Below are 10,655 nucleotides of genomic sequence, written 5' to 3' on the forward strand. Positions count from 1 at the left end.
TTTATCAAAATTTTATACTTTATTTAGATTTTTGAGCAAGATCACATTTTTAACGTTTTTTCACTGCAAATACGATTAAAAATAATGAAACCGCTGTCGCAGCAAAACCAGCTAAACCTGAATAAGTGAAACCTACCACGATGTAACCAATAGCCGTTGCGGTTGCAACTGTCGCGGCATAAGGAAGTTGAGTTGTCACATGATCCATATGGTTACATTTTGCACCAGTTGAAGATAAAATCGTTGTATCCGATACTGGCGAACAGTGGTCACCGCATACTGCCCCCGCCATTACGGCTGATAAACAAGGGAGTAATAATTCTGGCGCAGCATTTGCGGCCATAGCAGCTGCAATTGGTAACATAATACCAAATGTCCCCCAGCTAGTACCGGTTGAGAATGCCATTGCAGAACCAAGAATAAATAAAATTACTGGTAAGAATTGCATTGGGATATTACCAGAAACAAGAGAAGATAAATATTTACCAGTTTGCATATCCCCAACGACTTTATTAATTGTCCACGCAAAGAATAAAATCGCAATGGCGCCAGCCATTGATTTAATACCTACGATCCAAGAACGTGCATATTCTGGAACACTTACTTGACGATCAAGAATAATTAATAAAGTAGAAACTAGAATTGAGCAAGTACCACCCACAACTAAAGAAGTTCCAACAACAGTATTTTCAAACGCACCTAAAATGCTAAATTCTTTACCATCCGCTGCTAATGCTGATGCACCGGTGTAAATCATCATTGTAACTGTTGAAAAAATTAAAACTAAGATAGGCAATACAAGATTACGTACGTGACCTTTTGCTCCCGTTTCTTCTTCTAATTCATCTTCAGAATTTTCCAAAGCTAATTTTTCATGGCGTGCCATTGAAGCAATATCGAAAGAAAAATATGCTACAAAGAACACCATGATAATTGAGAAAATTGCATAGAAGTTCATTGAGCTCATTGCCACGAATGCACCAATTGGTGTGTACTCAGTAATCGAATAAGTCGCTAATAAACCACCTACTAAGGTAATAATGTATGCTCCCCAACTTGAAACTGGCATCATTACACACATCGGTGCTGCCGTTGAATCCAATATATAAGCAAGTTTCGCGCGAGAAACTTTAAAACGGTCTGTCACGGGACGAGCAATTGCGCCTACAGCAAGACTGTGGAAATAATCGTCAATAAAAGTGACAAAAACTAATGATGCAGCTAATAATTTAGCCCCACGACGACCTTTAATACGGTTTTGAGCCCATTCAGCAAACGCACGATTACTACCTGATACAGTTAAAAGTGCGGTTAAAACGCCAAGCAATAATAAGAACAAGACAATGTTCATATTAGAGTTAATTGCGCCATCAGCATAAACAAGTGAAATCACGTTGCTTGATAAATAACTGAAAGATGAGCCAATATTCCAGCCACCTAACATTAACGCACCAACAATAATCCCTGCACTAAGAGACACCAATACACGACGAGTTGCAATGGCCAAGACAATCGCCAATAAAGCTGGAATGATTGACCAAACTGAAGATGAAAAATCGATAAGTTCCATTAAGAGATACCTACAATTAATGGAGAGAACGGAAAGCAAAGGACAGAATAAGACCAGAACAACCGTAGCGCTCCATAGTTAATCAAAAAAACTATGACAGTGTCGCCCCTTTCAAGTACGCCACCAACCAAACAAAACGACTTTTGTTTGATTTCGGCAATCATTCCTTTCTTTTTTCTTCATCGTTATCCACTCTGAAAAAATACTTATAATGATTGCACCTCTACTTTTGTAGTGATTCAAGAGATTACCGTAAAAAAATCCAAATGCCAACAGGTTTTATAAAATTTTTTATTAGATTGAATTAAAAATATAAAAAATAAACAAAAAGAAATTTAAAGATATATACCTGCTCCGACCATTTATTTAAAATAGATATTTACAATAAATATTATTTTCCCTATTATTAGATAAGTTTTCCACACACAAGATTATTTTATCGAGGTTTATTATGAGCGAATTAGCAAAAGGTTTAACAAATCTTCGTAGTTTACGTGCGGCGGTACGCGAATTAACTTTAGAACAAGCGGAAAGTGCTCTTGAGAAATTACAAACAGCTGTTGAAGAGAAACGTGCTAATGAAGCAGAATTAATTAAAGCAGAAACAGAGCGAAAAGAACGTTTAGCTAAATATAAAGAATTAATGGAAAAAGAAGGTATTACACCTGAAGAATTACAAGAGATCTTTGGTACAGCAGCAACATCTGCTAAAGCAAAACGTCCACCTCGTCCAGCAAAATATGCATTTATTGATGAAAATGGCGAGCGTAAAACATGGACTGGCCAAGGTCGCACACCACGCCCAATTCAAAATGCATTGAATTCTGGTAAATCATTATCTGATTTCGAAATTTAATTTTTCTATTTGAAACTAGAACCCATTTTTATGGGTTCTATTTTTTTATCTAAACGTAGCACACAACATTATGATCGAAAAAAAAATATTACTCACCGATTGTCCCGATGATAAAGGTCTAATAGCTAAAATAACCAACATTTGTTACAAACATCAACTAAACATTCTGCATAATAATGAATTTGTAGATTTTGAAACCAAACATTTCTTTATGCGTACAGAATTAGAAGGTATTTTTAACGAAGCTACTTTATTAGAAGATCTAAAATATAGCTTACCCGAAGGAACACATTGTCGATTAATTGGTACACAACGTAAACGAATTGTTATTTTAGTCACCAAAGAAGCTCACTGCCTCGGCGATATTTTAATGAAAAATTATTATGGCGCGCTTGATGTAGAAATTGCAGCTGTAATCGGCAATCATGATAATTTACGCGAGCTCGTTGAGCGCTTCAATATTCCATTTCATTTAGTTAGCCATGAAGGCTTAACTCGTATTGAGCACGATAAATTATTAGCTGAAAAAATTGATGAATACACGCCAGATTATATTGTTCTCGCTAAATATATGCGCGTACTAAATCCTGAATTTGTTGCTCGTTATCCAAATAGAGTGATTAATATTCACCATTCATTTTTACCCGCTTTCATTGGCGCAAAACCTTATCAACAAGCCTATGAACGAGGTGTAAAAATTATCGGCGCAACAGCACATTTCATTAATAATGAATTGGATCAAGGCCCAATCATTATGCAAAATGTCATTAATGTAGATCATACTTATAGCGCAGAGGCGATGATGCGTGCTGGCCGTGATGTGGAAAAAACCGTGTTAAGTCGAGCCCTTGATCTTGCTTTACACGATAGAATTTTCGTTTATAAAAATAAAACGGTGGTATTGTAGTGGAAAAAATCACCCTTGCGCCAATAAGTACGATTGAAGGAACAATTAATTTACCAGGTTCTAAAAGTTTATCGAACCGAGCATTACTTTTAGCCGCCTTAGCTAAAGGCACAACAAAAGTAACCAATTTATTAGATAGCGATGATATTCGATATATGCTTAACGCCCTCAAAGCGTTAGGTGTACGCTACCAACTTTCTGATGACAAAACTATTTGTGAAATAGAGGGATTGGGCGGACCATTCAATATACAGGACAATCTGTCGCTCTTTCTTGGCAATGCGGGGACTGCAATGCGTCCATTAACCGCTGCGCTTTGCTTAAAAGGAAAAACCGAAAGCGAAATCATCTTAACTGGCGAGCCTCGTATGAAAGAACGTCCAATACTCCATTTAGTCGATGCTTTACGCCAAGCAGGTGCAGATATTCGCTACTTAGAGAATGAAGGTTATCCTCCAGTCGCAATTCGCAACAAAGGGATAAAAGGTGGAAATGTCAAAATTGATGGTTCTATTTCATCCCAATTTTTGACTGCACTTTTAATGTCTGCGCCACTTGCAGAAAATAACACAGAAATCGAAATTATCGGTGAACTAGTCTCTAAACCCTATATTGACATCACCCTTGCAATGATGCGAGATTTTGGTGTTCACGTTGAAAACCATCACTACCAAAAATTTCAAGTTAAAGGAAATCAATCCTACATTTCACCTGGAAAATATTTGGTAGAAGGCGATGCCTCATCGGCATCTTACTTTCTCGCAGCTGGTGCCATCAAAGGGAAAGTGAAAGTAACGGGCATTGGCAAAAATTCTATTCAGGGCGATCGTTTATTTGCTGATGTATTAGAAAGAATGGGGGCAAAAATCACTTGGGGAGAGGATTTTATTCAAGCCGAACGTGCTGAATTGCATGGCATTGATATGGATATGAACCACATTCCAGATGCAGCAATGACAATTGCAACCATGGCTCTTTTTGCCAACGGCGAAACTGCCATTCGAAATATTTATAACTGGCGCGTGAAAGAAACAGATCGTTTAACGGCAATGGCAACCGAATTACGTAAAGTCGGTGCAGAAGTCGAAGAAGGCGAAGATTTTATTCGTATTCAACCACTTGCACTCAATCAATTTAAACACGCCAATATTGAAACTTATAACGATCACCGCATGGCAATGTGTTTTTCTCTAATCGCTCTGTCCAATACACCAGTGACAATTTTAGATCCAAAATGTACTGCCAAAACCTTTCCAACATTCTTTAGTGAATTCGAGAAAATTTGCTTAAGAGGTTAAATTAAAAAAGTGCAGTAAATTTCAAAAAAGTTCGGTATTATGTAGCAGTTGCACAAAGATTTAACCGATTAAAAACCTTAAAATCCCTATTGAAATTTTAACTCAATAGGGATTTTTATTATGGCACAAAAGCTGCTGAAACACGAGTTAGTGGAACGACTATTAAAGCTAAAAGAAAAGCAAGATGAGCTGACGGTGCAAATGCAGTGTTTGTCACAAGAGATTAACGCATTAGCTCAACCTTATATACCGAAAGAACCAAAACCGCAGCCCTTGATTACGATGCGATTAGTCGCTCAAGTCTTACGTGAAAATCCAGATTGGATGTTTTGTGGGGAGATTGCTGAAAAGACCTTAGCATTGTTGGGAAAACCACAATTTGTTGATATGGGCGATAAGCACTATAAGACAGTCAATCGAATACTGGTTAAATTGCGTAAAAGAGGAATCGTTGAAAATGGGTTGAAGTTTTAGCGGTTAAAGCCATTAAAATAGCGGTAGAAATACCGCTATTTTTGTTTCTGTCGCCATTTGACATCAGTTACGTCTCTTTCTAACCGTTCTACTACGCCTTTTGTCAGCCAATGTTTTAACGCGCCACGCACGGAAACAGCATACAGTGATCGGATAATTGATTCATAAATATTAACGGCTTAATAATTTTATGTTATTATTTAACGATAAAATTGAGTTTTTGAAAATGCACATTGAACCGTATCTTTTATCATCTAGCTCTTCTCAATTACGTTACACCTTTGTTAGTCTGGGTACAAAAGGGAAGAAGCAAAAAATTATTGAATTTTTTGAATTAGACAGAAATTTCGTATCTCCCGATATACCTGTCTTTAATTTAGGGTTTGGGGATACTCAAGATGGTGTAAAAATAGACGATACTGCCATTAGTGATAATAGTGATATGGAAACTGTTTTGAGAACTGTAGCAAATGCAGCTGAAGTGTTTTAGAAAGTCACCCTTCTGCTCTTATATTTTTTGAAGGAAGCACCAAAGTAAGAACTAGGCTTTACAGAAAAATGTTGAATAAATATTACACTGAAATTTCTGAGAAATTTATTATTTGGGGTATATGCAATAATGAAATTAAGCCTTTTGTTCCAAGCAATAGTGTAAATTATGAAGCTTTTTTAGTTAAACAAAAATAGGAAGGAGCAACATATGGAAACTTTAGTTAAAGTCAAAATAGACAAAAAATTAGATAAATTGCCATCAACTACTCTTTTCAAGAAAAAAGTTGAAACTGCAAATTCAGTACTGTCACGCTTAAATTTAACTTCGCAAAATCTGCATGAGTTAAAAAGTAAAGCCTAGTTATAAGAATAGCATATAGTAGAATATGCTATTCTTTACATTTTAAATGCGATGTTATTCTTAGTCGCCACTTCACATCAACAGCATTTATTTCCAACCGTTCTACTACGCCTTTTGTCAGTCAATGTTTTAACGCGCCACGCACCGAAACCGTATGCTTCGGACGAACGATAGGGTCTTGTCTGTCTTTTATTAAGACAATCTCAGTGATTTCATTGACCGTGAAATAATGGTCGGGTTGAGCTTTGAGTACCGCTAAGACCATTGGTCTTAATTTCCCACGGAATCTATGTTTGTAGGTTCGATATGAATAAACCTCTGTATCATATTCATCGGTTAAGGCTTCATCTTCCATCACTTCAAGGGCATCGTTGAGCTTTTGGATTTTTCGTTCAACTAATTCGAGATGTTCTAGCACTTGTATTCGTTCACGCTGGAAGCGGTCGATTTTAGCCTGAATTTGGCTAAAGTAGATTTTATTTCCCATTACATTATCAGCCTTTCTGCTTGTCTATGATTACCTTGCCAATACCCTTGCCAGTCCGTTGTATTGTCGGTAGCAAGACATTGCCTGAGAGTGCTGTTAAATAGGCTTAAATTATCAACACGGCGATTATCTTCACGATAATCACATTCGTTGGCATAGTTATCAAGATACTTATTGCTGATTTTATGATGTGTGCCAATAATCATACGCTTAAAGCGACTGAAATAACTTTCCGCAAGATTGTTAGTGATACCTTCATCACTGCGATACTCTTTTTGATGGTTTACGCGACGCAAATCGTAGTGAATCATCAATTCGTCATAAGCGGAGTTTTCGTCCGCATGAATACGACTACCTGCCTTAATATAGCTTGTTGCTAGTTTATTCACGACTTGGCTATTTTCCGATAAAATCGGGAAAGTTAAGGTTTTCTTTGTGCCCACTAAATACGGATTTTCTGCGGTTTCTTCTTTGGTATAACGATTTCGTATTACCAAAATTGACCGTTTATTAGGATTGGCATTTTCTTTCAGTCGTCTGTCCACGCGTTCACTTTTCTTATTTTTAGGACGTGAAGCAGAATGAACATAAGTGCCGTCGATATGAATTTCACCCGAAAGCGGAAATAACTGTTTTTGGATTTGTAGGCTTTCACGGATTTTGTGAGCAAGCGTAAAAGCCGTCTTATATTACACGTTCAAATCACGCGAAAGTTGGCAAGCAGACAAGCCTTTAGCGGCATTAACAAATAAGGCTATCGCGTAAAGGTAGGTCTGAATAGACAGTTTACGGTCGGCAAAAATAGTGCCTGATGTGACGCTAAAGGTATGATTGCAATGTTTACACCGCCATTGATTGCGACTGGCAATGCGATAAGCAATATGCTGCACACCGCACTTTGGACACACCACATTTTCCTCACTCCCCCAACGAATTTGGCATAGCAATGCCCGAGCTTCGCTATCAGATAGCTGTGCCATCTTGATGGGGTACAGCTTCCTTGACGAGCTTGATAAAAGGTAGTGTTGAGCCATAATAACTTTGCTTTATTGATAGTTTAACATTAGAATGTACCCATTAGGGTAACTTTATGCTTTAAATGTTACCCTAAAGAACATATAAAGTCAACATAGAATACTCAAATGAGCATCAGCGAAAGGCTAAAACAAGTTATTGAAGATAAAAATTTGAATATCAAAGCATTCTCGGAAATCTCTGGTATTCCTTACCGTTCCGTTCAAAACTATTTGCGTAATGAAAGAGAACCGAACGTAGAAGCCCTAATTAAGCTAAAAGAAGCAATGAATATCGACATAAACTGGTTGTTAACAGGTGAAGGGAAAATGTTTCGTTGCTTACCGAACGATAAATTAACAGAGAAAGAGCAAGCCCTTATCAATCATTATCGACAAATGTCGAGTGATGTTCAAAGGGCTGTAGAGATGTCATTTCAAGCTATTTCCACATTGAAATAGCAGGATAACGTTCGTCAAATCGAACGTGGAATGAATAAAGACCAACCCTACAATTTGATTGGTCGCCCTCATTTCTCGGAAAGCTTATACGGCATGCGTGAGTGGGATTATGTCTTTAATTATCGTGAAAATGGCGTACATAAAGTTTGCCAGTACAAAGTGCTTTTCGACAGCAATATGAACGCCTAAAGTTTCTTTTGGTTCCCGAATGGTTGTAACACCGACCATGCCTTTAATTTAAGTTCAGACTTCCTGTTTGATTTTGACAAGGCGGACTTAAAAGCGGAAGGGAAATAAGTATTAGCGGAACTGGTGAACAAATTAAATGGTTTCAACGTAAAAACTGCAACCATTGAAGATTACACCGACCATATGGGTTCAGTTCCGTACAATTTAGATCTTTCACAACACCGCGCTGACACCGTAAGAGCAGAACTTCAACGCTTAGGCATAAAGAGTGAATTAAGTGCGGTGAGTTATAGCAAAGCGAACCAAGTCAAAGCCTGTGATGGCAACGACCAAGCCGCCAAAGAGTAGTGTTTAAGCTCGAACCGTCGCGTAGTTGTGAAAGCTCAAGACACTGAACTTAACGCTGGTACAAGCGAAAAAGTTGCAGGTCCAATCGGTCCAGCGCCACTTTACGATGCGAACTATCCGTACAGCCTAAACATCATAGGCAATCCCAATTCTGCATTGCCTGCACAGAATTTTCAGTAATCTGCAAACCAACTTCTTAACCGCAAGGTTTTGAAGGTTTTATTCAACGTTAATTTCCAACATTAGGAGCAACCCCGCAAGGGGTTGCTTTTGTGTTTCTGTAAACAGTGACATTTGAGTAGTATTCAACCAATTATTGACAAATGGACGTTCGTAAGTTAAGCTGATTTTTTAAAAATCAGCTTAACTTACGGTTTAAAATACATATAAAGTAAGATAATAATACTAGAGTTAATAATTATTTAATAAAAATTTCTTAATTAAGAGTTCTATATATTAAGTTTTTCGTTGATTCAACTATTAATTAGAATTTTGGATTTAAAAATGATTACACCTAAAACTAAACATAAGGTAATAGCAGAAGAAGTTGGTAATAAAATAAAATCTATTCTTTCCAGCATGGAACCTATTTGCGATAAAGAGTTAGATGAGATTGAGCTTTCAGCACATAAGCTAATTTTTCATTCAGATACCAGTTTCTATGGTTATGAAGCTTTAGGGATGATTGCTGCATTTCGTAAAGATAAAAATAAAGTTAATAAATATTTTCAATTGGCATTAAAGAAAGCACCTAGTGAGACTGTACTTTTTTCAATGTATGCGAAAGCTTTAGTGTTAGTTGGTGAAATATCCGAAGCAGTTAGAAAATTAGATTATTATCTAGAACATACAACAGGAGATCTTTTAGCCTTAAAAGTTGCAATGAATTTATATATTTTTTGTGGACAAACTAGCAAGGCAGAAAGGATTATGCGGCAATTAAATAAATTAAAGTATAAAAACTTTAATAAAGAGTTTGAAATGTATTTAAATACAATTATTTCAATAAAAAAAATAGGTATCCCTGAAAACATATTATTGAATTATGTAGAGACTATATTTAAATTTGTAGCGGAGCACAATATTGATTTACGTCATTATAAGATACAAAGTAACTTAGAAGAATCAAACTCTTTATGGTTTTTTATATATGATAACTCTCTTTCTGAAGAAAGATATTTAAAATATGAACTGGAGTTAGCTAAATGCTCTTTAGAATTTACTAAAAAACATAGGGAGTTTCCTATTAAAAACCTGATGTTTTTCTTACGGCGAGAGGAGTTGAAATGATCACTCCAACGGAATTAAAAGAAAAATCAGCTGATTTAGTAAAAGAAAATAGTGAATTTCATTGGAGAGAAAGTGCTAGATTAGCTTACTATGCTATTTATCATGAAATGTGTATAGTAGCTCAACAATACAATATTGACTTAGAGAATGGAGAAGGCGGAAGGCATAAAAGAGCTTTAGATAATTTTGCGGCTTATTCTGAAGTAGCTTCTGATTTTGTTTATTTTGCAGAAAGAATGAAACAATATAGAATAATGTCAGACTATGATATTTATACTGATTTCACGAAAGATAATGCAAATGCTCAACAGAATCTTTTAATTTTATGCGAAGATGAGCTTGCGAAAATGTAGATATAAAAAGTGCTTAAAAGCCATCTCATAAAGAATTGCTTTTTTGTTTGACTAAAAATGCCCAAAAGACTAAATTTAGATATGATTTGTAAAGAGGCATTTCCTCAGTAAATTATACAACTAGCCAAAGAATGCAACTTTAAATGTAGCTTCCCCCCTGAATGGGTGTGTGCGAATGTGTAGGCGGTAGGATTTTTCTGTTTTTAACACTCGCAATCTATTTCTTTGTTAAATGAGCTTTCCACAAGTTCCTTGTGGGTAATACGGTATTCGAGGCGCAAACGCTTTGAGCCGACTTGAGATTTTCAGGTGGGCGATTTTTCATGTCTGGCGTTTAGTAAATCTCGAATACCTTGTACTACACAAGGAAATTCATAATGGCTCAACATCACTTATTGGCAAGTAAATCAAAAAATATCGCACTCAAAGACATTTTCCGTTTAACCGAAACAGAAGCCTTTCACCTACTCAAAGCAAAACGTTGGGGTAATCCCAATAACATTCGCGATGTCTGCTGTCCTCATTGCGGTATTCTCCACCACGCCTATTTTCTCG

The 10,655-nt window shown here is 36.5% G+C and carries 12 protein-coding genes, 4 pseudogenes and 1 riboswitch; of the genes and pseudogenes, 12 read left to right on the plus strand and 4 right to left on the minus strand.

Features of this window, described 5'->3' with window-relative positions; translation table 11 throughout:
- Window positions 1-49: 49 nt before the first annotated feature.
- Window positions 50-1,570 (minus strand): Na+/H+ antiporter NhaC family protein, encoded by a 1,521-nt coding sequence (locus HMPREF9096_RS03500; RefSeq protein WP_009500648.1) that lies wholly within the window; start codon window positions 1,568-1,570, stop codon window positions 50-52.
- A gap of 57 nt (window positions 1,571-1,627) precedes the next feature.
- Window positions 1,628-1,804, minus strand: a riboswitch (Lysine riboswitch).
- A 217-nt stretch (window positions 1,805-2,021) separates the two neighbouring features.
- Between HMPREF9096_RS03500 and HMPREF9096_RS03495 the strand changes: the two genes are divergently transcribed.
- From HMPREF9096_RS03495 to HMPREF9096_RS03480, 4 genes are all read left to right on the plus strand, one after another.
- Window positions 2,022-2,426, plus strand: coding sequence for an H-NS family nucleoid-associated regulatory protein (locus HMPREF9096_RS03495; protein WP_005633727.1), 405 nt, complete (start codon window positions 2,022-2,024; stop codon window positions 2,424-2,426).
- A gap of 70 nt (window positions 2,427-2,496) precedes the next feature.
- Window positions 2,497-3,333 carry a formyltetrahydrofolate deformylase gene (gene purU / locus HMPREF9096_RS03490; RefSeq protein ID WP_009500650.1) on the plus strand — a complete coding sequence of 279 codons (837 nt, stop codon included), beginning with the start codon at window positions 2,497-2,499 and terminating at the stop codon, window positions 3,331-3,333.
- Window positions 3,333-4,631: a 3-phosphoshikimate 1-carboxyvinyltransferase gene (gene aroA, locus HMPREF9096_RS03485; protein WP_009500652.1), complete on the plus strand. Its 1,299-nt coding sequence runs from the start codon at window positions 3,333-3,335 to the stop codon at window positions 4,629-4,631. Before purU ends, aroA begins: the two co-directional genes overlap by 1 nt.
- Before the next feature lie 120 nt (window positions 4,632-4,751).
- The gene (locus tag HMPREF9096_RS03480) at window positions 4,752-5,105 is read left to right on the plus strand and encodes a hypothetical protein (RefSeq protein WP_009500654.1); all 354 of its coding nucleotides are present in this window, start codon (window positions 4,752-4,754) and stop codon (window positions 5,103-5,105) included.
- Window positions 5,106-5,140: 35 nt separating this feature from the next.
- On the opposite strand, the pseudogene HMPREF9096_RS09515 reads toward HMPREF9096_RS03480, so the two are convergent.
- Window positions 5,141-5,263: pseudogene (locus HMPREF9096_RS09515) on the minus strand (DNA repair protein); the annotation flags it as partial.
- A gap of 32 nt (window positions 5,264-5,295) precedes the next feature.
- Between HMPREF9096_RS09515 and HMPREF9096_RS03475 the strand changes: the two are divergent.
- The gene (locus HMPREF9096_RS03475) at window positions 5,296-5,595 is read left to right on the plus strand and encodes a hypothetical protein (RefSeq protein WP_009500656.1); all 300 of its coding nucleotides are present in this window, start codon (window positions 5,296-5,298) and stop codon (window positions 5,593-5,595) included.
- A gap of 210 nt (window positions 5,596-5,805) precedes the next feature.
- Window positions 5,806-5,958, plus strand: coding sequence for a hypothetical protein (locus HMPREF9096_RS09255; protein WP_009500660.1), 153 nt, complete (start codon window positions 5,806-5,808; stop codon window positions 5,956-5,958).
- Between the two features lie 28 nt (window positions 5,959-5,986).
- On the opposite strand, the pseudogene HMPREF9096_RS08945 reads toward HMPREF9096_RS09255, so the two are convergent.
- Together HMPREF9096_RS08945 and HMPREF9096_RS08950 are read right to left on the minus strand one after the other, a co-directional pair.
- Window positions 5,987-6,445: pseudogene (locus HMPREF9096_RS08945) on the minus strand (DNA repair protein).
- A pseudogene (locus HMPREF9096_RS08950) lies at window positions 6,445-7,479 on the minus strand (IS1595 family transposase). Before HMPREF9096_RS08950 ends, HMPREF9096_RS08945 begins: the two co-directional pseudogenes overlap by 1 nt.
- 108 nt (window positions 7,480-7,587) lie before the next feature.
- Here HMPREF9096_RS08950 and HMPREF9096_RS03470 point away from each other — a divergent pair.
- The 6 genes and pseudogenes from HMPREF9096_RS03470 to HMPREF9096_RS09360 all read left to right on the plus strand — a co-directional run.
- On the plus strand, window positions 7,588-7,920 hold the full coding sequence (locus HMPREF9096_RS03470; RefSeq protein ID WP_009500666.1) for a helix-turn-helix domain-containing protein: 333 nt from the start codon (window positions 7,588-7,590) through the stop codon (window positions 7,918-7,920).
- A gap of 3 nt (window positions 7,921-7,923) precedes the next feature.
- A pseudogene (locus HMPREF9096_RS09180) lies at window positions 7,924-8,454 on the plus strand (OmpA family protein); the annotation flags it as partial.
- 30 nt (window positions 8,455-8,484) lie between these two features.
- The gene (locus tag HMPREF9096_RS09260; protein WP_009500669.1) at window positions 8,485-8,637 is read left to right on the plus strand and encodes a hypothetical protein; all 153 of its coding nucleotides are present in this window, start codon (window positions 8,485-8,487) and stop codon (window positions 8,635-8,637) included.
- A 324-nt stretch (window positions 8,638-8,961) separates the two neighbouring features.
- Window positions 8,962-9,747, plus strand: a complete 786-nt coding sequence (locus HMPREF9096_RS03465; protein WP_009500670.1) for a M48 family metallopeptidase — start codon at window positions 8,962-8,964, stop codon at window positions 9,745-9,747.
- Window positions 9,744-10,100 (plus strand): hypothetical protein, encoded by a 357-nt coding sequence (locus HMPREF9096_RS03460; protein WP_009500671.1) that lies wholly within the window; start codon window positions 9,744-9,746, stop codon window positions 10,098-10,100. Before HMPREF9096_RS03465 ends, HMPREF9096_RS03460 begins: the two co-directional genes overlap by 4 nt.
- 377 nt (window positions 10,101-10,477) lie before the next feature.
- The coding region (locus tag HMPREF9096_RS09360; protein ID WP_009500672.1) for a transposase at window positions 10,478-10,655 on the plus strand (178 nt) is incomplete at its 3' end.

Origin of the sequence: Haemophilus sp. oral taxon 851 str. F0397, assembly GCF_000242295.1 — a bacterium.
Taxonomy (GTDB): Bacteria; Pseudomonadota; Gammaproteobacteria; order Enterobacterales; family Pasteurellaceae; genus Haemophilus.

What these genes read in the sequence shown, in the direction of transcription:
- HMPREF9096_RS03500 (WP_009500648.1), bottom strand. Translation starts at nt 1,570, where the DNA reads ATGGAACTTATCGATTTTTCATCTTCAGTTTGGTCAATCATTCCAGCT.
- HMPREF9096_RS03495 (WP_005633727.1), top strand. Translation starts at nt 2,022, where the DNA reads ATGAGCGAATTAGCAAAAGGTTTAACAAATCTTCGTAGTTTACGTGCG.
- purU (WP_009500650.1), top strand. Translation starts at nt 2,497, where the DNA reads ATGATCGAAAAAAAAATATTACTCACCGATTGTCCCGATGATAAAGGT.
- HMPREF9096_RS03480 (WP_009500654.1), top strand. Translation starts at nt 4,752, where the DNA reads ATGGCACAAAAGCTGCTGAAACACGAGTTAGTGGAACGACTATTAAAG.
- HMPREF9096_RS03475 (WP_009500656.1), top strand. Translation starts at nt 5,296, where the DNA reads ATGTTATTATTTAACGATAAAATTGAGTTTTTGAAAATGCACATTGAA.
- HMPREF9096_RS09255 (WP_009500660.1), top strand. Translation starts at nt 5,806, where the DNA reads ATGGAAACTTTAGTTAAAGTCAAAATAGACAAAAAATTAGATAAATTG.
- HMPREF9096_RS03470 (WP_009500666.1), top strand. Translation starts at nt 7,588, where the DNA reads ATGAGCATCAGCGAAAGGCTAAAACAAGTTATTGAAGATAAAAATTTG.
- HMPREF9096_RS03465 (WP_009500670.1), top strand. Translation starts at nt 8,962, where the DNA reads ATGATTACACCTAAAACTAAACATAAGGTAATAGCAGAAGAAGTTGGT.
- HMPREF9096_RS03460 (WP_009500671.1), top strand. Translation starts at nt 9,744, where the DNA reads ATGATCACTCCAACGGAATTAAAAGAAAAATCAGCTGATTTAGTAAAA.